Here is a 25,947-nt window from a genome sequence, read left to right as displayed (position 1 = left end):
TTCTTCTAAATTAATCATCAAGTTCGAAACTAAAGAATCAACGAATTGAGCTTTTACTGAAAAAGAGAGCAATGTGACAGAAAATAGGGCTAATAGTATTTTTTTCATATTGAAATAATCAAAGAGATGAGCTTTTTTGTTATCTTATAACATAGCAATTTGATTGCATTTATACAATACAAATATACGATGTTATTGTTTACCGTTTTTTTAACTTATGCGTTTTTTTACGTAAGTTTGCATTAACTAAAGAGTGTTTTATGGCAAAATATAAAAGAGTCCTTTTAAAGTTAAGCGGAGAGAGCTTAATGGGTGAAAAACAATATGGCATTGATGAAAAAAGATTATCAGAATATGCTGAGCAGATAAAAGAAATTCACAACCTAGGTGTCGAAATAGGTATTGTAATTGGTGGTGGAAATATTTTCAGAGGATTATCTGGAGCCCAAAAAGGTTTTGACAGAGTGAAAGGCGACCAAATGGGTATGTTAGCAACAGTTATCAACAGCCTTGCTCTTAGCTCTGCTCTTGGTTCTGTAGGAGTAAAATCGAGAGTACTCACTGCTGTTAGAATGGAACCTATTGGTGAGTTTTATACCAAATGGAAAGCTATTGAAGCTCTCGAAAACGGAGAAATTGCTATATTTTCAGCTGGTACAGGAAATCCTTTCTTCACCACTGACACAGGCTCTTCTTTAAGAGGCATCGAAATTGAAGCTGATGTTATGCTAAAAGGTACAAGAGTAGATGGCATTTACACGGCTGATCCTGAAAAAGATCCTACAGCTACGAAGTTTGCAACCATAACTTACGATGAAGTTTATAATAAAGGTTTAAAAGTAATGGATCTGACAGCTACAGCAATGTGCAAAGAAAACAATTTACCTATCATTGTGTTTGACATGGATACTGTAGGTAACCTAAAAAAGGTTATCAACGGAGAGCCTATCGGGACATTGGTACACAATTAAATAATACCTCTAAATTAACCAAAACTAAAATTTATATATGATGGACGTTAATACTTGTATCAACGAAGCAACAGAGAATATGGAATTAGCTATTGACTACTTAGAAGAGTCTCTATCTCATATTCGTGCAGGAAAAGCAAATCCTAAATTACTAGACGGAATCCGAGTTGATTCTTATGGTAGCCTAATGCCTATCAACAATGTGGCAGCAGTTACAACTCCAGATGCTCGCTCAATTTTGATTAAACCTTGGGACAAAAGCATGTTCTCAGTGATCGAAAAAGCAATCATTGATTCTGATCTAGGTATTATGCCCGAAAATAACGGAGAAGTAATTCGTATTGGTATTCCTCCTCTTACTGAAGAAAGACGTATTCAATTAACTAAGCAATGCAGAGGTGAAGGTGAAACAGCAAAAATAAGTGTGCGTAATGCACGTCGTGATGGTATCGACTATCTTAAAAAAGCTGTTAAAGAAGGTTTACCAGAAGATGCTCAAAAGAGTGGTGAGGAAAAACTTCAAAAACTTCATGACAAGTTCATCAAGAAGATTGAAGAGCTCCTAAATGAAAAAGATCAAGAAATTATGACTGTATAATTAATACGAAACGAAAGTGCGCGGACTTGTTATAAAAAACACGGGTAGTTGGTATCACGTTAAGACTGACGATGGACAAATTATCCATTGCAAGATAAGAGGAAACTTTCGACTGAAAGGCTTTCATAGTACTAATCCTATTGCGGTAGGTGATTATGTATTTATTGAAACCAATCAAGAGGGAACTGCTCTTATCACAAAAATAGAAGATAGGAAGAATTATATCATTCGCAAATCTTCTAATCTCTCCAAACAGTCGCACATTCTAGCTGCTAATGTAGACCAATGCATGCTGTTTGTTACGGTAAATCACCCAGAGACATCAACGGTTTTTATAGATCGTTTTTTAGCCTCAACAGAAGCATATAGAGTTCCTACTACTCTACTTTTCAACAAAATTGATTTGTACGATGAAGATGAACTTAGATATATTGATGGATTAATTCATCTATATACGACCATTGGTTACACTTGTCTTAAAACATCTGTCGTAACCCGTGAGGGCATTGAGGATTTGAAAGAAAAACTAAGAGGAAAGGTAACTCTATTCTCAGGGCATTCTGGTGTTGGTAAAACAACCCTTATTAATGAGATGCTACCCGATTTAGATTTACGTGTTAGCGAAATATCCACCTACCATAATACAGGTATGCATACTACTACCTACTCTGAAATGTTTGAAATACCTCAAAGTGGATATATTATTGATACTCCTGGTATTAAAGGATTTGGAACTTTTGATATGGAAAAAGAAGAGATAGCTCATTTCTTCCCTGAAATATTTAAGATTTCTAAGAATTGCAGATTCAACAACTGCATTCATATTCATGAACCTGGATGTGCAGTACTAGAAGCAGTAAAAGAGCATTATATCAGTGAATCTAGATATCATTCTTACCTAAGTATGATGGATGATGATTTTGAAGAGAAATATCGTGCACCTTTTTAAGTATTGAATACGATTTTTATTCTAAAACATACAGAAAAAGCGGTCTGAGGTATTACTCCTGACCGCTTTTTATATCTACTTATGAATCGTAAATAGAGAAATGAAAGAAGCTTGTCAATTGACAAGCTTCTTTTTATATATGATAATAATCTATATTATTTCAAATCACATTTACCAGTACAACGAGGTTTAAGCTGTTTAAAGAAATCATTACCTTTATCATCAACAAGGATGAATGCAGGGAAATCTTCCACCTCAATTTTATAAATAGCTTCCATTCCAAGTTCAGGGTATTCTACACATTCAATGCTCTTAATATTATTTTGAGCAAGAATAGCTGCTGGACCACCAATACTACCCAAATAGAAACCACCATATTTATGGCAAGCATCTGTTACAGCTTGACTACGATTACCTTTTGCCAACATAACTAAGCTACCACCATTACTTTGGAATAGATCAACATAAGGGTCCATACGACCTGCAGTAGTTGGTCCTAATGAGCCACATGGCATTCCTTCTGGAGTCTTAGCTGGACCAGCATAGTAAATAGGATGATCCTTAATATATTGAGGCAAACCTTCACCTCTATCTAAACGTTCTTTCAATTTAGCATGTGCAATATCACGACCTACTATGATAGTACCACTAAGTGATAAGCGAGTTGATACGGGATGTTTAGAAAGTTCTTTCAATATTTCAGGCATAGGTTGGTTCAAATCAATCTTCACTGATTCTCCTTCATTTGCTTCACGCATTTCTGCAGGAATTAAACGAGCTGGATTATCATCCAGTTTTTCAATCCAAATACCTTCCTTGTTAATCTTTGCTTTGATATTTCTATCTGCAGAGCAAGAAACACCCATACCTACAGGACAAGATGCACCATGACGAGGTAAACGTACAATACGCACATCGTGAGCCATGTATTTACCACCAAACTGAGCACCTAAACCAATATTGTGAGCTTCTTCAAGAACTTGTTTTTCTAGCTCAATGTCACGGAATGCCTGACCACCTTCGTTTCCTTCGGTAGGAAGATTATCATAATACTTAGCAGAAGCAAGTTTCACTGTTTTAAGGTTTACTTCTGCTGATGTACCACCTATAACAAAAGCAATATGGTATGGAGGACAAGCAGCAGTACCCAGAGTCTTCATTTTTTCAACCAAGAAAGGAACTAGTTTTTCTGGAGTAAGTAAAGCTTTTGTTTCTTGGTATAAGAATGTTTTATTTGCTGAACCACCACCTTTTGCTATACAAAGGAATTTATACTCACCACCTTCAACAGCCATTAAGTCTATCTGAGCAGGTAAGTTACATCCTGTATTTTTTTCTCTGTACATATCCAATGGCACATTCTGAGAGTAGCGTAAGTTTTCTTCTGTGTAAGTTTTGTAAACACCTTTAGAAAGAGCTTCAGCATCTCCACCACCAGTCCATACATTTTGTCCTTTTTTACCTAAAATAATAGCTGTACCAGTATCTTGGCAAACAGGTAATTTACCTTTAGCTGATACATCGGCATTACGCAAGAATGTTAGAGCAACATACTTGTCATTTTCACTAGCCTCAGGATCATTAAGAATTTTAGCTACTTGTTCGTTATGAGCAGGACGAAGTAAAAATGCTACATCACGAAATGCATGATTCGCTAAAACAGTTAATGCTTCTGGTTGTACTTTTAAAATTTCATTTCCTTCAAATTCACCTACAGAAACATAATCTTTTGTAAGTAAATAATACTCGGTAGTATCTTTACCCATTGGAAATGGATCTTGATACTTAAATGGAGGTGTTGCCATAAATATTGTTTTTTATATGTTATTTTAAATCTATGCGATGCACAAAGTTAACTTATTTAGTGTCGAAAAACGACATATTGGAGAAATAATTCTTTAATTAAAAGAGATACTTTAAGCTTATTCTTGTTCTACTTCCTCACCAGACCAATCTTCTTCATCATAAACTGGATATAGAAAATCATTATAAGGGAATCTTTGCACGTGAAGCTCTCTTACTCTATCGTATATCTTTCGTCGTAACTCTTCAATATTTGTCCTTTCTTTAGCTGAGATGAAAATACAATCAGCATTTTTTGCCATCCAGGTGTTCATAAGTTCTTCCAAGGACCAGTTTGCTCGAGTTATCGGAGTTAAGTCATCTTCATCTTTCTTAATATAAGAATAAGCATCAATTTTGTTAAATACTAAAAAAGTGGGTTTATCAGAACTATCAATATCTGCCAATGTTTGGTTTACTACTTTTATCTGATCTTCAAAACTAGGATGTGATATATCAACCACATGAATCAACAAATCGGCTTCTCGCACCTCATCTAGAGTAGATTTAAAGGAATCTACTAAGTCTGTTGGGAGCTTTCTAATAAAACCGACTGTATCCGACAAAAGGAATGGGAGATTACCAACAACAACCTTACGAACAGTAGTATCCAAAGTTGCAAATAACTTATCTTCAGCAAAAACCTCACTCTTGGCTAACATATTCATAATAGTAGATTTACCTACGTTGGTATAACCTACTAAAGCCACACGAATTAACCTTCCTCTATTTTTGCGTTGAGTAGCCTTTTGTCTATCAATCTTTTCTAATTGTTTTTTAAGAAAGGATATACGATCACCAATAATACGCTTATCCATTTCTAACTGAGTTTCACCAGGACCACGAAGTCCTACCGACCCTCCTTTTCCGCTACCAGAACCACCCGCCTGTCTTTCTAAGTGAGTCCAAAGACGAGTTAGTCGAGGCAACATATATTGATATTGAGCCAATTCCACTTGAGTTTTTGCACTAGCTGTTTGAGCACGCATAGCAAAAATATCAAGAATTAGAGAGGTTCTATCTAGAATTTTAACTTGTAATTCCTTTTCAATATTACGGATTTGCTTAGCAGATAATTCGTCATCAAAGATAACCATACCGACCTCATGATCTTTCACATAATCTCGTATTTCTTCTAGTTTACCTTTACCTACATAAGTGGTAGGATTTTCTTTATCTAATTTTTGAGTAAATTTCCCAACAACTTCAGCACCAGCAGTATCAGCAAGAAACTCCAGTTCCTCTAAATACTCATCAGTTTTTCTTTCATCTTGGAATGGGGTAACTAAGCCCACTAAAACAGCTGTTTCAACCTGGACTTCTGATATTACAAAATCTTTCATTCTTATCTTTTATAGTTCTTACTAACAAATATAACAAAATTCAGACAAGAGTAGTTATAGAAAAGTCAATAAAATAGACTTATATATATGTATATCACTCTACTTTGACACATTTTGAATCTTAAAGTAAAACTAGACTAACTATAAGTTATATAGCATACGTCAAATCACTAATTCTATTACCCGATTAGTAAAATTTATAAATATGCATACTTAAATTGATTAGGGATATAATTTTGTTTTAACAGAGTCAAAACAACACGATCACTTAGTCAAAGTATCATCATGTCGGTGTCATGATGATACTTTGGTTACTACACGGATAACAAGAATGAATATACAATATTTGAATTGTATTATTATACACCTACTATCTAGCAAACAAAAGACCAGCCTAAATAAATTAGACTGGTCTTTTTCAAATTATCTTAATTAAGTAAGGTTTTTACTTTGTTGACCAATTAGGAACTAAATTAGTATTTGCTTCTAAGTCATTTACAGGAATTTCCCATACAAATCTTACATCATCTGATTCGACTTTCAACTCACTATAACCTGGGGCAACAATTAAAATATTAGTATCTTGTACTTCTTCATTTTTGCGTTCCAAACCCAAATGCCACCTTTTTAATTGATCTAAACGCATACCTTCTCCAACGTATTCTCTAATCCATTCATCTTGAATTTCAGAAAAGAGCTCTTCTCCTGAAGTATTTATAGGATTAGCTCCTCGTGCTACTTTAAGATCATTAAGCCATTTAGCCGAAGCAGCCATATCTCCATTTAGAAAAGATGCTTCAGCTGCAATTAAGTAAGCTTCTGAGACTCTAAAGACCTTAATCATATTAAAATACTCATAAGGTTTTTTAAGCAAGCTTGGATTTCCTGGATACTTATTTAATAAGAATAATTCATCAACTCTTTCATCTTGAGATTGAACTATATCTTTTCTCAAGAATACATTCTTGCGAATATCGCTATCAGCATAAAGATTAACAACTTTCAAAGAAGGCATAAACTCTGGAGAGAAAGCTTTAACAGAAACATTAAAGTTTAAGAAGCTATCCATTTCATTTGCTCTTTCATCTTTTGATGAAAAAGCCTTAAATATAATCTCACTTCCAGTATCATTTAACCAAAGATTTTCCAACTGTTTTTCAGTAGAAACAAGGGGGTAAGAGTCTTTTAACTTTGATGCTAATCTTATAGCATTACTATAGTCGTGCATATAAAGATTTACTCTGGCTTCAAAAAGATCAGCTGCTGATTGAGATAAATAGATTGCATCTTGTTTTCCTTTAGATACAATAAGTTTTCTTGCTTCAGTTATATCTTCCTTTATCAATTTATAAGTTTCTTCAAGTGTTGATCGAGAAGGCTTTCCTTCAACATTATATTCTATGATCAAAGGTAATCCTAGTTCTTTAGAGGCTGTAGATGGCTCATAATCTTTAGCAAATCTAATTACAAGATTATGGTAACAAATAGCTCTCATCAAATAAGTTTCACCTTTTGTGTTTTTAATAAAGTTTATTTCATCTTCATCTGAGGTTTTAACTCTATCAATATTTGTAAGTAAATTATTCAAATTGACAATACATCTATAATTATCTTTCCAAATTTTCTCGATATCTGCTTGTCCCGAAGTAAAATCCCAACGATAAAGATCTCCACCATTGTTACCGAATCCTATTGTAGCATTAAACAAATCAGATTGGTAATCAGCAGATGTTGAATAAAGTCCACCGTTTATACTCTGAAACAAAGAATATACACCTGTTCTGAATTTTTGAACATCATCAACTGTGTCCCATTTTACTTTGTCTGTACCTAAGCTACCACTAGGATACTTATCCATATCACAAGACACTACAGCCATAGATAGTATTGATATGATTGCAAAACTATATGTTATTTTAAAAATATTTTTCATCTTATTTCCTCAATTAAAATGTTATTTCAGCACCAAATGTAAATTGCTTTGTGTTTGGATATGCTCCAAAAGACAAGTTTGAGTTTAATTCAGGGTCAGCTCCCTTATAACTAGTAATAGTTAACAAGTTTCTTGCATTAGCCATAAGTTTAATACTTCTAATAATTTTAGTGCGATCTAATACTTTTTTAGGCAATTGATATGCTAAACCAATACTTTTCAATCTCAAAAATGATGCATTTTCCAATAAGTGAGTATCAAAAATCATTACTTCACCATATTTAGGCATTGAAGTTACATCACCAGGCTCTTTCCATTCATTTAAAACATCTTTAGACTGGTTCATTCCTCTAAAAGTTTTTGGGTTTTCAGAAAAATACCTATCGTTATTAACCATATATTTACCAGCTACCCATGAAAAGTCTGCATTAAAAGATAAACCTTTCCAAGATGCATTCACTCCAAATCCACCATTATGAGGAGCAAATCTAGTTTTTCCTGTAGCTTGATTTAACGCTCCAGAGCTGGCTAAAGCAGTATCTTTTGTTACATCATTAGTTCCAGGAACTTCCCACATTTGTTTTCCATCAGCTGGATCAACCCCTAGGTAAACTGGCATATAGAACTGAACAGGTTCTCCAACAATATAGGCTAAAGAAGCATTTGGCATTGGCCATTCCTGCTTACCATCAAAAAGTTTTGTTATCTTATTTTTATTATATGCGTAGTTTGTAGTAAACCCTACATACCAATCCTTATTTTTGAAAATATCTATGTTCAAGGTAAGTTCTACACCTGAGTTTGTCATAGCTCCTACATTAGACATTTTTGTTTGAAAACCGGTTGTATATGGTAATGGTATCTCCATCAACATATCTTTGGTTTTTCTATGATAATAAGTGAAGTCTACGTTAAATCTATCCAGGAAGCTTATGTCAAAACCTACGTTGGTCAAAACTTGTGTTTCCCAACCTAACTCTTCATTTCCAGGAGATTGCAAATACCAACCTCCTTGATTATTATAAGTGGTTGTACCTATCAAAGACAAATGATCATAGTTTCCAATTGAGGAGTTTCCTGTGGTACCTACACTTCCTTTTAATTTTAAAGCAGATATTTGAGGAATAGACTTTAAGAAATTTTCTTTCTTTAAATCCCACATTAATCCACCAGATACAAACGTTGCATCCCTATTTGATTTTCCAAAACGAGAAGAAGCATCATTTCTTATAGAAAAATCAGCAAAGTATTTTCCTTTTAAGGAATAATCAATACGTCCGAAAAAAGACAAATAAGCATACTCATAAGTCTTTTGTGCATTTACACCTAAGAATGTAGCAGTTGTACCAGCACTCAATTCAGTTAATCTATCATCATTTTGTCCTGTAGTTTGTGCTTTGAACATATTGTATCTATTTCTGATACCTTCTTGACCCACTAAAACTGTTATATCATGAATCTTATTAATTTCAAATTTATATTCAGCAGTATTGGTTACTGTAAGTTTTGCATTACGAATAAACGATTCTTGCGATAAACCTATCCCCTTTGCTCCAGGGAAAGAAGGCAGTCTTCTAAACTTTTGTCTCCTATCATAAGCTTCCACGCCAAATTGAGAGCGAATTGTTAATCCTTCAATAGGAGTAATTTGAACGAATGTTGTACCATTAAGCTGAGCTTGATTTGCTTTTGAGGGCTGTTTTTTAGCTAAAAACTCAGGACTATACATATTTATGCCTGGTACAAAGTCTAATTTTTCTCCATTTTCACCATAAGGGTTGAAATAGGGCTGATTCAATAGTGTCCCAAGAATACCACCATTTAAATTTCCAGATCCTTGATATGTAAATAACGATTCTTGAGTATGATCATAAGTTCCAGCTAAGTTTGCACCTATCTTTAACCAATCATTAACTGACGATTCCACATTTGATCTAAAGGTATATCTATCATATTCTGAGTTTGGAGTCAAACCTTCTTGGGTAAAATAAGAACTAGATATAAAGTAACGTGTTTTATCAGAGCCACCCTGAACCGATAAATTTACTTGTGAAGTAGGAGCACTATCTTTAAAGAAGTAATCTTCCCAGCTAGTACTTACACCAGTACCTAGAAGCTGATCATATTTATCTTTGCTTATAACTCCATTCTCCAATTCATAACCAAGAAACTCTCTTGAATTCATCGGATTTCCTATACGACGAGCTAAACTAGACCATCCAAAATTACCAGATATAGAAACCATTGCCTTATCACCTAGTTTACCTCTTTTTGATGTTATAAAAATAACACCATTTGCAGCACGAGAACCATAAATAGATGTAGCAGAAGCATCTTTTAAAACAGTAATATTCTCAAAATCATTAGGATTCATCATAATCATAACATTTGAGCTAACAGGCATACCATCTAACACATATAGAGGTTCATTTCCCGCTGTCAAAGAACCTACTCCACGAAGGTTTACTGATGAACTTGCACCTGGCTCACCTGAGCTTGAGTAGACCTGTAGGCCAGATACTTGTCCTTGTAAAGCATCCATAGCATTTGCTGCTGGTTTTGCTGCTAACTTTTCAGAGTTAACAGTAGCTACTGCTCCAATTACAGTTCCTACTTTTTTTGCCGAACCATATCCTACAACAATCACTTCATCCAAAACTTCTGTATCAGAGGCTAACTTAACCTCCATCTGAGGTTTTATAGGCAATGCTTGAGATTTCATTCCGATATATGAAAATTCAAGGTTTTTAGCTTCTGATGGAATATTAGTAATACTAAAATTTCCATCAATATTTGTAATAGTACCTACAGAGGTTCCTTGCACCAATACTGTAGCACCAATAATAGGGAGCCCATCTTCTTCAGAGAGCACCACTCCTGATGCTTTTCTGTTTTGGGCTGTCACTAAACCTACTCCAATCATAAGGTAGGTAAATAACATCATCAATCTTTTTTCCATAATTTTTGCTTAAAGTTCGTCTTAGCTTTATTAAATAATATTTTTTGACTTTAACAGTTTGCAAATGTATTAAAAAATATAAAACAATCAATATTTTTTGCAAAGAATTGACTTTAAGCAATAAAATGTAAGCTAAAAAGAGTATATATCTACGATTTTTATACAGAATATCCTTTTTCGATTACATATTCTCTTTTTAAAACCCAACACAACTTATCAAAATGAAAGCAGAATAAGCATTTATAAATATATTTAAGAGCATATAGATTAATCACATTATCAATATGTCAAATTAAGCAGTCAAATTCAAGCTATTTACCCATAAGGGTATTAATCCTCTATCAATCAGACTATATCAGAGCTACATAGCAGTACATTTTCACAAATCAAAATATTTACTAACACACAATGGTAATATTACATTACATATATTAACTTAAAAAGTAATTATAAACAAAAAAGCATGTTGTATTAATGTTATACAACATGCTTTATATTAAGATCTTATAAGGGATAAATATCATTATTTCAAAGAAATAAATAACAATATTTATCTAAGAAAGTAATTAGCAAAAGAATTAATATCCTGGATTTTGTTGTTCCTTTAAGTTGTTATTGACATTTACCTCATCAATAGGTATAGGTAATATTGTTCTGAAATATGAACGATCAAATTTCATTGACTCTTTAAGAAGCGAATAATGGAAACCTTTATCGGCTTCACCTGTATATCGGGTAATAGTTTCATTATTTCTCATTGCATCAAAGAATCTATGTCCTTCACCTATAAGTTCTTTTCTTCTCTCAAGCATAATACGTTCAACTGTTGCTTCAGAAGCCGAAAGATCTGTAGCTTTAGGATTAGCACGCTTATATATAGCATTTAAATATTTAGCTGCTTTTGCTCCATCCCCTAACTTGGCTGCTGCTTCAGCTGCAAATAGATAAATTTCAGAAAGACGCATTAGAGGAAGACTATTCAAACGCATTTCTCCATTTGATTCCGCTGGGTATTTATTCACAAAAATCTTTTCTTCTCCATACTTCACCATCAAAATACTGTCACTTTGTGCTGGAATAATAATTCCATTACGAACATCTTCAGGTGTTTCAGCCATCATATCAAGAAAAGACTTAGTAGCTATCAAGTCAGCATAACCATCTTCATTCATTAAATACGCTATACCATTTCGATCAGTCCAGTCATCAGTACTATTATTTACAAGTTCAAATAACATTTCCTTTCTACCAGAGTCTGTTGTTTTCCATCCAGATACATACTCTTCTGATGTCCAAAGCTGGTAAGGTGATTTTTCAATAATATCTTCAGCATACTTCAATGCATTAGTATTATCTTCTTTATATAAGTACACTTTAGCCAAAAGACCTTCAGCAAACCATTTATTAACATATCCATAGTTTTTCTTATCAACCAATCCTCCTTCAGATAGAGCATCCGTCAAATCAGTAATAACTTGATTATATACTTCATCAACCGTATTCCTTGAAGGTAATGCATCTTGAGGTATTGGTTCCAGAACCAAAGGAATTCCAAGGGAAGCACCCTTATCTTCACTATATGGTTTTCCATAAATACGACATAAATCGAAGTGAACCAAAGCTCTGATTGTTAAAGCTTCAGATTTTAAATTTTTCAATTGAGCTTCAGTAGCATCAACAATTTTACCACTTTCAATAGCCTCTAATAATCTATTTGCTCTTCTTATTACATCATAAGGAACTAACCAAACTTGAGGTGCATTGTCTTCATTATATTTCATTTCATATACTGAAGATGTTCGCATCCCTTGTGTTCTTGCTTGCATATCATCAGCACGCACATCTCCATAATATAATATTTGGGCACCATAATAACTCACACTATTCGAGTTCCCTTGCAAACCATCATAGACTCCTGTTAATGCAACTGATGCTGCTTTATAAGAATCTATAGCTGTTTCAGAAGGAACACCATCTGTTGGATCTAGATCCAACCAACTATTTCCACACGATGATAAAATCACCAGTGAGAATAGCAACATTAATTGTTTATATATTAGTTTCATATAGTTTTTCTTTTTTAGTAGCAATGATTAAAATCCAATTTCAATACCAAAAGTTATTGTTTTTAAAGCTGGTGTTTCAAAATACACTATGCCATTAACTGGAGCTTCTGGGTCTACATATAAATTACTTGATTTTATTGTAAACAAGTTATTAGCAGCTGCATAAGCTCTAATTTTAGTAAGACCAGTTCGTTGCAACAAAGACTTAGGTAAAGAATACCCCAAAGTTATATTTTTCAAACGCACATGATTTGTAGATTGCATCCAACGTGATGATCTAGCTGCTGAGTTACCATACACAAACTGAGGGAGTTTGGCATGATCACCAGGTTTTTGCCACATATCTGATTCCTTATAATAACTAGGAATATTACCATTATAGTGGAATGAACCACCATTAGATTGAAGCCAGCTTGCACCATCATAAATGTGTCCACCGAAAGAGTATGTCAAAGTAAAGTTTAAATCAAAAGTTTTCCAACTTAGGAAGTTTGTCAATCCTCCTTGAACTTTAGGATCTGCGTTACCCACAATCACTTTGTTCGCCTCTGATACATCGGTTGTAATAGCATTGCTGCCAGAATCATCATTCACATAAAATGATTCTTTACCAGTTTCTGGATCTACTCCTGCATACTCATAAGCATAATATGAATTAAAAGGTTCGCCTACTCTATGAATCAGTTGACTAAAATCCACATCCATCATTTCTGTCTGGATTCCATCAAGTTTAGTTAACTTATTTTTATTGTGTGACAAGTTAAATGATGTAGTCCAATACCAATCATCTGTTTCAATATTTGTAGATTTAATTTCGAACTCAAATCCTCTATTACGAATGGATCCTATATTTTTCAATATACTTCCCATCCCTGTTGTCATAGATATTGGTTGGTCAAGAAGTAAGTCTTTAGTTACACGATTATACCAATCAAAAGAGAATGTAATTCTATTTAAGAATGTCAAATCAAGACCTATATTTGTAGCATTGTTTTTCTCCCACTTCAAATCAGGATTAAACAATCTTGACTCAGCAGAACCAGGCTTTCCATTGTAATTGTAACCATAGCTATAAAGCCCCATATATCCATAATAATCTGTTGGCTGAGTACCATTTATACCATAAGATGCACGTAATTTACCATCAGTAATAATATTTTTCACTTCATCCATGAATTTCTCATGAGTAAATCTCCATGAACCAGACAATGACCAGAAGTTACCCCAACGACTATCTTTAGCTAATCGAGAACTTCCATCACGTCTAAAACTTGCACTGAAGTAATATTTATTATCATAATCGTAGTTCAGACGTCCTAGCATAGAAGTCATACGATATTTTGACTTAAAACTACTAGCTCTAGTAGTAGCTGCATTCGTGATTTCTTCTAAATATCCAGGAAAATCAATACCATTAGCATACACATAATCTAAAGTATAATCCTCAGTTTCAAAGCCTAATAAACCATCAACAGAATGTTTTTCAGCAAATGTTTTATTATAAGTCAATTGAGTTTGAGTAGTCCATTTATCTCTATTCATCATATAGCGTTGGAAAACCCCATTTGACGATCTTCCATCATTTGATCTAGGATCCCACCACACTCTATTATTGGCTTGATTATAATCATAGTTGAACACCTCTTTTAATCGAAGATTATCCCATATATTCCAAGATACAGAGACAGTATTCAAAGATCGTGTAACAGTATTTCTATCATAATTATAGTCCATAGTTTTCACAATATTTGCACCATTTAATGCAGGGAAATTTGTACTATATGAACCATCTTCATTATAGGGGAAAGTAGAAGGAGAGGCTGTCATCGCAGCAACCATAATCGGGCTTGCAAAACTAGTACCTTCATTATTCTGACTTTGATTTGTTCTTGAAAACATCGTATTTACATCGATATCAACCTTACCAGTAGTATGAGAAACATTTGCCATACCTGTTAATCTCTCATAACCTGAATTTTGAGTTAATCCTTTTTGATTAACATAAGACATGGATGTATAAAATTTAGTTTTATCACTTCCGCCTTGTGCACTAAATTCATAATTCTGATGAGAACCTTTTCTAAATAATACATCTTTCCAATCAGTATAACCAGACCAAGGTTCAGCTGCATAAGCATCTATTTGTGAATTAGCAAAATTTAGAGCCCCATCTTCTGTAGGGTTTTCAACATTTTGCATATAGTAGTTTTTTAAACCTGTATGCAAAAGATCTCTTCTATCTCGTCCATTTAGCACCGGACGGTAATTTATAGCCATATCAGAAAAGCCCCAGCTACTCTTAAAGTTGAAAGCTGTTTTTCCTGCAGAACCCTTCTTAGTGGTAATTACAATAACACCATTAGCCGCACGAGAACCATATAAAGAAGCAGCTGCAGCATCTTTAATTACGGTCATAGACTCAATATCATTACTATTAATAGTAGATAGCAAACTCGTTCCAGCTTGAGAGTAACTAAATCCACTTACATTACCAGAAGACATAGGAACTCCATCTATAACATATAAAGGTTCATTATCAGCATTAATAGAACCCATACCACGTATACGTACAGATTCCACGGCACCTGGCTGTCCTGATGTAGATGTAATTTGGACTCCAGAAACTCCTCCTGCTAATTTACTTGATACACTTAGAGCTGGTACGTCTTGCAGTTTTTCAGTAGACATATTTGACGCAGAACCAGTAAATGAAGTTTTCTTAAATGTACCATAACCAGTTACAATAACTTCATCAAGAACCTCCGTGTCAAAAGCCAGATTAATCTTCATATTAGGTGCTATATTTACGACTTGATTTTTCATACCAATGTATGAAACCTCAATTTTCTTAGCACTCGTTGGGACGTTTGGAATCGAGAAATTCCCATCTATATCGGTAATAGTACCAATAGATGTCCCTTGAACCATGACAGTAGCACCAATTACAGGCGAACCATCATCCTCAGAAAGAACCACACCTGATACCTTCTGAGTTTGGGCTGTCATATATCCAATACTGAATAATAGACAACTCAAAAACATCATTAATTTTCTCATATCTACAAGTTTTTTATTAGTTAGTGCTCGTTAACGTTGTGTAATATTGATAAAATTTATTAATTAAACAACTTTTTTAGTATAAAAACATCGTTTCAAAATCAAAATGGATGTATTACGAATATTATTACATCATTTTAACACATAAATAATAATTACACGAGACACATAAAACACATTAATCAATACTAATAATCACATATAGACACAAATTAATACCCTAAACAATCATTAAGTAAAATATTAACAATATAAACAACACATAGAGGTATTTTTAAAACAACAGATACTTTTTTTAACATACAACACACACATAAACCTAGTTCATTATAAATCATCTCATTACATCTATTAGATCCATCAAACTAGTAATTTGATAAGTAGGAATAAAGGAATTGTTTGGAGATACCTTTTTAGACAAAAAAGCTTGATCAATTCCTGCATTTTTGGCACCTTCTATATCTGCCACCCAATTATCTCCTACCATCAAGGCTTCGGAGTTTATCACACCTGCTTTTTGAAGTGCATAATTGAAAATTCTAGCATCTGGTTTATTTACACCAACCTCATCAGACAGGATAACACCACTAAAATATTGAAGTATATTACTATTCCTCATCTTTTCATATTGAAGTTCTTTAAAACCATTGGATAAGATATACAAAGGGTACTTGGACGCACTAACCTCAAGCACATCAATTGCCCCTTCAATTAGATTGGACTTTGTAGGAATTAATCTAAAAAAGTATTTAGAGTAATTATTCACTAGAGCCTCATCGTAAACTCCCACACGCTCTAGTGGATAATGAAAACGGACTGAATTTAAAGTATTACGATCAATTTTACCCTGCCCATATAAATACCACAACTCTTTATTTTTCTCTTGGTAGAGAGAATAAAAGTGATTGAAATCAATAAAATATCGGCCAAAGGAAAATTGGTGATAAACTTCTCTAAAAGCTTCCTCTGCATTTTTAGAGAAACTCCATAGCGTATCATCTAAATCAAAAAATATAGCTTTATACATTTATGTTCTACTGTTATTTGAATACTAGATATAAAAAATGGGCTGTATTTCTACAACCCATCTTACTATTTATTTATATAATTCTACTATTTCACAAGAATCACAAGATATTTACTTACACTCCAAAAGTCTTTAGCATTTGTAATAGATAAAACATATTCGCCCTTACTATTTTTATCTAATGTAAATGAACCATCAGGGTGTGTAGTTAATAGTTTTGCAGATTTAGAATACAACTCAATTGTTTTGGTAGTTCTAATATCAATTTCAGTAAAGTAATCTTTATTAAACTCTTCGGTCATTACTTCTCTTGTCTTGAAGACACCACCAGTAATAATTTTTTGATCTTTTAATTCTGATTTTGTACCAAATACAAACCACGCAGTATTTAACAATCTATCTTGTTTTTCTACAGCTGCAGCTTTAGCATCATTAGCTTCGGCTAGTGATTCAACGTCTGCTGCCAAATTACTTACAGCTGCATCCAATTCTTGAATACGAATATTCTTAGAAGCCAATTCTGTTTGAAGTTCACCAATTCGATTTGTTTTTTCTGCTAACTCTTTTTTAAGAGATGCAACTGTATTAACTAAGTTAGCTGAAGCGTTTTTATTCTTTTGAAGCATTGCTTCTAACTTTTCAATTTGAGCTTTATTGTCTTCCATGGTTTTTGCTATAAATTCCATGTCTTCTTTGATTTTTTGACGAGCAGTAGCTCCTTGCTCAGTAAGAGATCCTCTTTGAAGATCAACTCTATCTTCAGCAATATTGATTTGACGGAAGCCTTCTTGAATTTCATTGAATACTCCCCAAAACTCATCTAGCTCATTGTTCTTCTGAGATAATTCTAGCGCTAAAGAATCTTTCTCAGCTTGTAGTTTTTTCTTTCCACCAAAGTCACATGCTGTAAGAAATACAACACAAGATAGGACTAAAAATAAACTCTTTTTCATACGTTTTTCCAATTTAATTTTACAACTTTATTTTTTATGAGCACCTTCTATAACTATAACAATTTCTCCACGTGGTTCGTTTTCAGAAAAGTGAGTTATCACTTCTTTCAAGGTACCACGAACTGTTTCTTCATGCAACTTAGATATTTCACGAGAAACGGAGACTTGTCTTTCTTCTCCCATATACTCAGCAAATTGAGTTAGTGTTTTTACCAAGCGATAAGGAGATTCATAACAAACCATTGTTCTAACTTCTTCTGCTAACTCCTTCATGCGAGTCATTCTTCCTTTTTTAGGAGGTAAGAAGCCCTCAAAGCAGAATCGATCATTAGGCAAGCCTGATGAAACAACAGCAGGTATTAAAGCTGTAGCTCCAGGTAAACATTGTACCTCTATACCATTTCGTATACACTCCCGCACAACTAAGAACCCTGGATCAGAAATAGCAGGAGTTCCTGCATCTGATATTAAGGCTATATTTGCACCTGCCTTTATTCTATTTATAACACTCTCCACCATTTTATGTTCATTAAACTTATGATGAGACTGTAAAGGATTTTTTATATCATAATGCTTTAATAAAACACTAGAAGTTCTAGTGTCTTCTGCTAGTATTAAATCAACTTCTTTTAGTACTTTAATAGCCCTAAAAGTCATATCTTCTAAGTTCCCTACGGGTGTTGGAACCACAAATAGTATTCCCATTCTTAATTATATTTTGTAATATCGTTGCAGAAAGTCATCCATATCTTGAAAAGCATAATCTTCTATACTACAAGAAACCACCGTACTTAAATAACCTACAGCCTGTTCATAGCTCCCTAAGTTTTCCATTTCTGCCACAACTTCTTTCAGTTTGTTTGAATCACCATCAAATAATTCACGAGAATATCTAAAAACATCATTTAGACTTAGAGCTCTATACATAGAGCCAGATTCTGGTGTCATTACTTTTCCCTGCAGTATTTCTTCTTGTTTGACAACATCAGAATCCTTCTGAATCTCTTCACAATTAATAGATTCAGATGTAGTTAAGTCTTCTTTTTTCTCAACAAATTGTTTTTCATCAACTCTATCAATCACAACAGGAGTTTCTTTCTGAAGTGATTCTACAGCTTTATAATGAGCAAACTCCTTTTTTAACTCACCCATCCGTTCTGATAAATTATTTAGACTTCGCTCTGCTACTTTAAATAAGTTAGAGTCTTCTGGATTTTTATCCAAGTATTCCAAAAGACATTTCAGTTCGTAGAAATCTAATTCTATGTCTGTAAGAAGTTTTTTCATGCTAATTGTAACTATTATCAATAGAGACAAATGTAGAAATAAATAATCAATTTATAAGGTATAGTAAACAAAAGTATTATTTTTGCAGAGTTCAAAAGCAGTAATCATGGCACTATTTTCCGAAGATCAAACTCAAGAGACGAACCGTAGAGGTCGTATAGAAATAATCTGTGGCTCAATGTTTTCAGGTAAAACAGAGGAGCTTATCCGTAGGCTAAAACGAGCAAAATTCGCAAAGCAAAAAGTTGAAATATTCAAACCCACTGTGGACTCTCGCTACTCCCAATGTGATGTAGTATCGCATGACAAGAACTATATAAACTCAACACCTGTAGATTCTTCTTCTAGCATATTACTACTTGCATCAGATGTTGATGTGGTAGGCATTGATGAAGCTCAGTTTTTTGACCTCGGCATAGTAGATGTTTGTAACGAATTAGCCAATATGGGTATTCGAGTAATAGTGGCAGGTTTAGATATGGATTTCAAAGGAACTCCTTTTGGACCAATTCCTCACCTCTGTGCCATTGCAGACGAAGTATCTAAAGTACATGCTATCTGTGTAAAATGTGGACAATTAGCTCTTTATTCACATCGAACTGTAAATTGCAACAAACAAGTTCTTCTAGGTGAAACAGAAAGATATGAACCCCTATGCAGAAAATGCTATCTAAAGGCTCTCAAACAACAAAACACACTCAAAGAAGCTTAATTCGCTAAAACCTTATTATCTTTATATTATGTATTTAATGCTTCTATAGACATGGAGTATTATGCTGTTTCACAATGCACTGATTTTATAATGTGCAGACCGTAGAAATCCTCTTTTATATATTAAGATTATGGTTGAACAAAGAAAGAAAATCACTTTTGATCGCTTCATACGTGTCACAATTGTCATCGTTGGGATCATTGCAGCATTGATGCTTATCAACAGACTCCGGGGCGTTCTTCTCCCCTTTTTCGTGGCATGGATTATTGCTTATATGATTTATCCCCTAGTTAAGTTTTTCCAATATAAACTAAGGTTTAGAAGTCGACCTCTGGCAATTCTTTGTGCTCTACTCTCTCTTACAGTAGTGGGAGTTGGCTTATCCTACTTCCTTATTCCTCCACTAGTGGTAGAGATGGGAAGAGTGAAGGACTTACTCTTTGAGTACTTACAATCGGGGGTTCAAGAAGGGGCACATATACCTAAATCTCTATCTTTATTTATAAAAGAAACTTTAGATATACAGGCTGTAAGTGATTTCTTTGAAAAAGATAATTTCCTAAACATTATCGAACAAACACTTCCTAAAGTATGGGCTATATTATCAGAGTCGGTAAGCTTTCTAATCAATTTATTTACCTTCTTCTTAATTCTACTCTATATTGTATTTATCTTACTAGATTATGAATCTATAGCAGAAGGATGGATTTATCTTCTTCCTGAAAAATACAGAGAATTCACTCAGAGCGTTGTTAACGATTTACAAGCAGGTATGAATAGATACTTTAGAGGACAAGCTCTAGTGGCTTTTTGTGTTGGTGTTTTAATGAGTATAGGCTTTGTTATAATTGATTTCCCTTTAGCCATCGGACTTGGATTGTTTGTAGGACTACTTAATATGGTACCCTACCTACAAACCATAGGTTTTATACCCACCATACTATTGGCTATATTAAAAGCATCCGATACAGGCGGAAACTTCTGGATCATATTAGCTAGTGCACTGATTGTATTTGCGGTAGTTCAAATTATTCAAGATGGATTCTTAGTACCTAAGATTATGGGCAAAATAACAGGATTAAACCCAGCTATCATCTTGCTATCTCTATCAATATGGGGATCGCTAATGGGGTTGATAGGTATGATTATAGCATTACCTCTCACAACACTTATCTTATCCTACTATCAAAGATTCATAATCAATAGAGAGAAAATATTTCCTAGAAAGAACCATCTTGAAAACACTGAGGATCAAGAGTGAAAGATTTTTTAACTATACATTTTGTGAAATAAAGAGTAATATCACTTGCAGAATAAAATAAAGCCTCTATCTTTGCAACCGCTTAACCGCAATAAAGGTATGATTCGTTAGCTCAGCAGGTAGAGCACAACACTTTTAATGTTGGGGTCCTGGGTTCGAGCCCCAGACGGATCACAGAAAAGGTTACTGAAATTTCAGTAACCTTTTTTTATTTTATATTAATTACTCTTGTTCTTGAAAATTTAGAATTGCAGTAAAGATTGATATTAAAATTTTCTTAAACAGAGTAACACTTAAAACAAGAATAAAAGAAAATTTTGACTAAGTCATCGTATCGTCATGACACCGACATGACGATACGATGACACCGATATGTTCTTATCATATCGGTGTTAACTTAAGCCATAAGCAAAAAAGAAAATCTCCTTCTTGTGTCATTTATTATTTTGAAATCTTATAATCTCCAGCAGCTTTTAATGCCTCTTGCAGAATAGATAAATCTATCTCCTTTTCAGCAGAAATTAGCACAGTTGATGGAGCCTCAACCTTTACACTACTTACTCCTGCAACTCCTTCTAGGGCTTTCTTTACTCTCGCATGACAATGGCCACACATCATATCACTTACTTGGTATTTAAATTCCATTTCTCTTAATTTTAAAGTTAAATTATTCTTAGAATCAGAATATTTCTGAAATCTTTTATTTCCTTTCCATTTTAATCTCAAGCTGTTTGACACCACACTTACACTACTTAATGCCATAGCTGCACTTGCGATCATTGGGTTTAATAAAAAACCATTTATAGGATATAGTACTCCCGCAGCAATTGGTATTCCAATAATATTATAGATGAATGCCCAAAACAAGTTCTGCCGAATCGTATTTACAGTCTGCTTTGACAGCTCTATAGCCATCGGTATCTTCATTAAATCAGAAGAGATGATAGTCATCTTTGCAACATCCATTGCAATATCACTTCCCTGACCCATAGCAATACTGACATCTGCTCTAGCCAAGGCTGCACTATCATTAATACCATCACCCACCATAGCTACAAGTTTGCCTTGATTTTGCAATTCTTTCACAAAATCTTCTTTCTGATCGGGTAACACTTCAGCTTTATAATGATCGATATCGAGTTCAGAAGAAATAGCCTTTGCTGTAGCTTCATTATCTCCTGTAAGCATATAAACTTCAATGCCCATTTTATGCAATTCTTTAATAGCATCAGCAGATGTAGCTTTTACTTGATCGGCAATAGCAAGAATAGCCAATGCTTCTTTACTATTTGCAAACCAAATGATCGTTTGAGCTTTACTAGTATATTCAGCAGCTTTCCCAAGTAGTTCTGGAGATAGTGCTATATCATTATCTCTCATCAACTTCATGTTTCCAATGTAGAAAGTTTCATTTTGATAGTCTGCTTTAACTCCTGCTCCTGTTAAACTTTGGAAGTTTGACAGCTCAAGCTCTTGTGCTTCTCGGTAATGACTAATGACAGCCTCAGCTAAGGGATGTTCAGAGTATTTTTCTAAACTAACTAACACACGAATGTACTCATCGCGTAAATCTTGCCATAACACATCTGTCACTTTAGGTTTTCCTTCAGTAAGGGTACCTGTTTTATCTAAAACGATAGCATTAATTTTCTTTGCTAGTTCTAAACTTTCGGCATCTTTAATTAAAATCCCATTTTCGGCACCTTTTCCAATTCCCACCATTATAGCTGTGGGGGTAGCTAGTCCAAGAGCACAAGGGCAAGCTATAACCAAAACAGTTACTAAGGATAAAAGTGCTTGTGTGAATGCTCCTTCTCCACCAAAAGCCATCCAAATAACAAAAGAAAGTATAGAAATACCAATTACGATAGGTACAAAAATCCCAGCCACTTTATCCACTAGTTTTTGAACAGGAGCCTTACTACCTTGGGCCTCTTGAACCATAGCTATGATTTGGGAAAGAACTGTATTCTTACCTATTTTTTTAGCTTTAAACAGAAAGCTTCCTTTTTGGTTAATTGTTCCTGCAAAAACCTTGTCATTAATCTGCTTCTCCACAGGAATAGGTTCACCACTCAACATGCTCTCATCTATAAATGAGCTTCCAGAAACGACGCTGCCATCAACAGCTATTTTTTCTCCTGGTTTTACGACTATAATATCATCGATTTGAACATCTTCGATAGGAACGGTTACTTGTTCATTCTGAGCATTCAATTTTACTACAGTCTTGGGTTGCAAACCCATCAACTTCTTTATAGCAGAAGAAGTATTTCCTTTTGCTTTTTCTTCTAACAAACGTCCGATGAGAATAAAGGCTACGATTACCGATGCAGCTTCAAAATAGACATGGGGCTCAAGCCCTCTACTAGTCCAAAAAGATGGATATAATGTATTAAACACACTAAATAAGTAAGCTACACCAGTACTTAAAGCCACTAGAGTATCCATATTCGATGTTCTATGCTTGGCTTGTTTCCACGCATTCGCATAGAAGTCTGTACCAAATCCAAATAAGACAATAGTGGAAAGTACCCACATAATGTAATTACCATAAGGCATATCCATATAAAACATACCTATAGTAGCTACTGGAATTGATAGGATCACAGCCCAAAGAGTTTTTCTCTTTAGGGTTTTAAACTTGGCTTCTCTTAATTGGTCAACAGCCTCACTATCTTGTTCTTCTTTGTTGATTATCAAACCATAGCCTGCCTCCTCTACTGCTTTTTGTAGATGGATAGGACTCGTTTCATCCGAATTAAATTCGACTTGGGCAGAAGTAGTAGCAAAGTTAACACTGGCTTTCACTACGCCCTTTTGGGTTTTCAATGTCTTCTCCACATGCATAGCACATGCAGCACATGACATATCTAGTACAGGAAAAGTTTCTTTTATCTTTGCCATAAGATTTACTATTTTTCTTATTTACAAAGATCAATAGAAGTAGAGTAAGAAGTGTTATATAATTTACTGATAGATTTATATCTTTCACACTTTATCTATCGTTTTACGATTTTCTAATCCATTTAACTTAAACTGTGATGGAGTTTTACCTGTTATCTTTTTAAATTGAGAGCTTAAATGAGCTACACTAGAATAGTTCATTTCAAAAGCAATCTCACTTAATGAAAGCTCATCATAAACCAAGAGTTCTTTTACTCTCTCTATCTTTTGAGCTATAAAGTATTTTTCTATAGTAGTCCCCTCAATCTCTGAGAAGAGATTGCTTACATAAGTATAATCCATGTGTAAACGAGCACCAATAAAATCTGATAGATTTGTTGTCAGTTTTACGTTTTTATAGATAAGCTCTACTATAGCGGTTTTAACCTGTTCTACTAAACGATTTTTTTTATCATCTATCAGTTCAAACCCAAGCTCTTCCAACCTTACCGACAATTTAGCAACCTCTTCGTCAGAAAGATTACGCTCCGTCTCTACTTTTCCTAGTTTTACAGAACAAATCGGTATTTGAAGTTTTTCAAATTCCGACTCAACAACCATTATACAACGAGGACAGACCATGTTTTTTATATAGATATTCATCTTGATTAGCTCTACAATTAATGTATAAACAAATGAAACAATCATTCGTTCTATCAAAGCTACTTAGAATATATCTAATTAACGATTATCCATAAAAAAAGAAGCTATCCTTTTTTATAGGATAGCTTCCATCGGTTCAAATAATGTTTTTTAAAAAATCAATCCACTAGGCTTCAGCTTTATGAATAGTTAGTTGAGGGAAAGGGAATCCAATACCTCTCTTATTAAACTCTTCATATATTTTTCTATTTGTTTCGAAATAAACACCCCAATAATCGGATGTAACCACCCAACCTCTTACAACAAAATTTACGCTACTATCAGCTAATTCGTTTAAAGCAACAAAAGGCTCGGGACTCTTTAATATTCTTTCATCAGAAGCTAAAATATCACGTATAGCTGCTTCAACTTCTAGATAATTTTCTCCATATTCTACTCCTATCACCCACTGAACACGGCGTGTTGATTGACTATTTACATTGGTAATAACACCACTACTAAGAGAACCATTAGGAATAAAAATCTCTTTATTATCAGGCGTTGTAATCACAGTATGAAAGATTTGTATTTCTCTTACTGTACCACTCACTCCTTGACAGTCAATAAAATCACCTACACGGAATGGTTTAAAAAGTAAGACAATCACTCCCCCAGCAAAGTTTTGCAAATTGCCTGATAAAGCCATACCGATAGCCACACCAGCAGAAGCTATTAAAGCCGCAAAAGACGTTGTATTTATTCCTAAAGCACTAACTACTGATACAATCAATAGTGTAAGCAATAAGATGTTTACTAGACTCATTAAAAAGCTTTTAACCCCTGGCTCTACTTTTCTTTTATTTAAAAATCCTCGTACTAATCTTTTTATAAGACTTATAAGAAATTTTCCAACAACTAAGACAAGTATGGCTATTAATATTTTTTCTCCTCCACGGATTAAAAAGTCCATAAACTTATCCCATAAAATAGATGTTGTTTCTGTACTAGCAGCAGAGCTTACTGCGTCTACTGTCTCTTCTAAAACCTCACTTGTTGATAATAGATTAAATAAAATCATCTTCTATAATAACTTATTAATTTAAAAATGTAGCTAATTTAAAATCCTGTATAATTACAAATTTAACCTTTAAGTTGAATAAACACCTAAAATAGGATCTATGTTTACTTTATTCCACAACATAGCTTAAACATTTAGTTTCTTTATTACATATTTATGGCGACAAGGCAATGAGCTCTGTATAGCATAGTAATAATAAATAGGTTTTCTCACTATTCTTTGGAATCTATCTTATTAAGAATTAATTTTGAATTGTCTCGTCCTAAATAAACGATACAGTTTATTACACAAATATAAATCATTAATCCAGTTGTAGAGATTCTTCTACAGCTGGATTTTGTTTTTTATACTTTTTTATTTTAATCTCTTGTTGTAGGTGCATT

Annotated in this window: 18 protein-coding genes and 1 tRNA gene; 6 read left to right on the top strand and 13 right to left on the bottom strand. The window is 33.9% G+C overall.

Annotated features, from left to right (window positions below):
- Window positions 1–260 precede the first annotated feature (260 nt).
- The 3 genes from pyrH to rsgA are packed head-to-tail and all read left to right on the top strand — an operon-like array spanning window position 261 to window position 2,518.
- Complete coding sequence (gene pyrH / locus K8V80_RS02405; RefSeq protein WP_006744035.1) at window positions 261–971, top strand: UMP kinase; 711 nt, start codon at window positions 261–263, stop codon at window positions 969–971.
- A 37-nt stretch (window positions 972–1,008) separates the two neighbouring features.
- Window positions 1,009–1,569, top strand: a complete 561-nt coding sequence (frr, locus tag K8V80_RS02400) for a ribosome recycling factor (RefSeq protein ID WP_040310108.1) — start codon at window positions 1,009–1,011, stop codon at window positions 1,567–1,569.
- A gap of 16 nt (window positions 1,570–1,585) precedes the next feature.
- Window positions 1,586–2,518 (top strand): ribosome small subunit-dependent GTPase A, encoded by a 933-nt coding sequence (gene rsgA / locus K8V80_RS02395; RefSeq protein ID WP_276775194.1) that lies wholly within the window; start codon window positions 1,586–1,588, stop codon window positions 2,516–2,518.
- 155 nt (window positions 2,519–2,673) lie between these two features.
- Here rsgA and K8V80_RS02390 read toward each other — a convergent pair whose 3' ends face one another.
- The 10 genes from K8V80_RS02390 to K8V80_RS02345 all read right to left on the bottom strand — a co-directional run bounded on the left by K8V80_RS02390 (window position 2,674) and on the right by K8V80_RS02345 (window position 18,985).
- Window positions 2,674–4,323, bottom strand: coding sequence for a fumarate hydratase (locus tag K8V80_RS02390; protein ID WP_276775192.1), 1,650 nt, complete (start codon window positions 4,321–4,323; stop codon window positions 2,674–2,676).
- Window positions 4,324–4,440: 117 nt separating this feature from the next.
- On the bottom strand, window positions 4,441–5,703 hold the full coding sequence (gene hflX, locus K8V80_RS02385) for a GTPase HflX (RefSeq protein WP_006744031.1): 1,263 nt from the start codon (window positions 5,701–5,703) through the stop codon (window positions 4,441–4,443).
- Window positions 5,704–6,148: 445 nt separating this feature from the next.
- Window positions 6,149–7,636, bottom strand: a complete 1,488-nt coding sequence (locus tag K8V80_RS02380; RefSeq protein WP_276775189.1) for a RagB/SusD family nutrient uptake outer membrane protein — start codon at window positions 7,634–7,636, stop codon at window positions 6,149–6,151.
- A gap of 13 nt (window positions 7,637–7,649) precedes the next feature.
- A complete protein-coding gene (locus K8V80_RS02375; protein WP_276775187.1) occupies window positions 7,650–10,595 on the bottom strand; it encodes a SusC/RagA family TonB-linked outer membrane protein in 2,946 nt (981 codons plus the stop codon).
- Window positions 10,596–11,173: 578 nt separating this feature from the next.
- Window positions 11,174–12,661 (bottom strand): RagB/SusD family nutrient uptake outer membrane protein, encoded by a 1,488-nt coding sequence (locus tag K8V80_RS02370; protein WP_276775185.1) that lies wholly within the window; start codon window positions 12,659–12,661, stop codon window positions 11,174–11,176.
- A gap of 27 nt (window positions 12,662–12,688) precedes the next feature.
- On the bottom strand, window positions 12,689–15,718 hold the full coding sequence (locus K8V80_RS02365; protein WP_276775182.1) for a SusC/RagA family TonB-linked outer membrane protein: 3,030 nt from the start codon (window positions 15,716–15,718) through the stop codon (window positions 12,689–12,691).
- Window positions 15,719–16,052: 334 nt separating this feature from the next.
- Window positions 16,053–16,745, bottom strand: a complete 693-nt coding sequence (locus tag K8V80_RS02360; RefSeq protein ID WP_276775181.1) for a YjjG family noncanonical pyrimidine nucleotidase — start codon at window positions 16,743–16,745, stop codon at window positions 16,053–16,055.
- A gap of 86 nt (window positions 16,746–16,831) precedes the next feature.
- Entirely contained in the window at window positions 16,832–17,698 is an 867-nt protein-coding gene (locus tag K8V80_RS02355; RefSeq protein WP_006744025.1) for a hypothetical protein, read from the bottom strand.
- 27 nt (window positions 17,699–17,725) lie between these two features.
- Window positions 17,726–18,403 carry a 16S rRNA (cytidine(1402)-2'-O)-methyltransferase gene (rsmI, locus tag K8V80_RS02350; protein WP_006744024.1) on the bottom strand — a complete coding sequence of 226 codons (678 nt, stop codon included), beginning with the start codon at window positions 18,401–18,403 and terminating at the stop codon, window positions 17,726–17,728.
- Window positions 18,404–18,409: 6 nt separating this feature from the next.
- Window positions 18,410–18,985 (bottom strand): hypothetical protein, encoded by a 576-nt coding sequence (locus K8V80_RS02345; RefSeq protein WP_276775177.1) that lies wholly within the window; start codon window positions 18,983–18,985, stop codon window positions 18,410–18,412.
- A gap of 106 nt (window positions 18,986–19,091) precedes the next feature.
- Between K8V80_RS02345 and K8V80_RS02340 the strand changes: the two genes are divergently transcribed.
- From K8V80_RS02340 to K8V80_RS02330, 3 genes are all read left to right on the top strand, one after another.
- A complete protein-coding gene (locus K8V80_RS02340; protein ID WP_040310107.1) occupies window positions 19,092–19,697 on the top strand; it encodes a thymidine kinase in 606 nt (201 codons plus the stop codon).
- Window positions 19,698–19,827: 130 nt separating this feature from the next.
- Complete coding sequence (locus K8V80_RS02335) at window positions 19,828–20,958, top strand: AI-2E family transporter (RefSeq protein WP_006744021.1); 1,131 nt, start codon at window positions 19,828–19,830, stop codon at window positions 20,956–20,958.
- A 101-nt stretch (window positions 20,959–21,059) separates the two neighbouring features.
- Window positions 21,060–21,132: transfer RNA gene (locus K8V80_RS02330), tRNA-Lys, on the top strand.
- A gap of 267 nt (window positions 21,133–21,399) precedes the next feature.
- Here K8V80_RS02330 and K8V80_RS02325 read toward each other — a convergent pair.
- The 3 genes from K8V80_RS02325 to K8V80_RS02315 form a co-directional block, all read right to left on the bottom strand.
- Window positions 21,400–23,865, bottom strand: coding sequence for a heavy metal translocating P-type ATPase (locus K8V80_RS02325; protein WP_276775173.1), 2,466 nt, complete (start codon window positions 23,863–23,865; stop codon window positions 21,400–21,402).
- An 84-nt stretch (window positions 23,866–23,949) separates the two neighbouring features.
- On the bottom strand, window positions 23,950–24,552 hold the full coding sequence (locus K8V80_RS02320) for a helix-turn-helix domain-containing protein (RefSeq protein WP_006744019.1): 603 nt from the start codon (window positions 24,550–24,552) through the stop codon (window positions 23,950–23,952).
- Window positions 24,553–24,673: 121 nt separating this feature from the next.
- Complete coding sequence (locus K8V80_RS02315; protein ID WP_006744018.1) at window positions 24,674–25,564, bottom strand: mechanosensitive ion channel family protein; 891 nt, start codon at window positions 25,562–25,564, stop codon at window positions 24,674–24,676.
- Window positions 25,565–25,947: the final 383 nt, after the last annotated feature.

It is taken from the genome of Bacteroides coprosuis (assembly GCF_020741705.1).
GTDB lineage: Bacteria > Bacteroidota > Bacteroidia > Bacteroidales > Bacteroidaceae > Bacteroides_E > Bacteroides_E coprosuis.
Note: the sequence above shows the minus strand (reverse complement) of the source record. Positions and strands in the feature narration are given on the sequence as shown.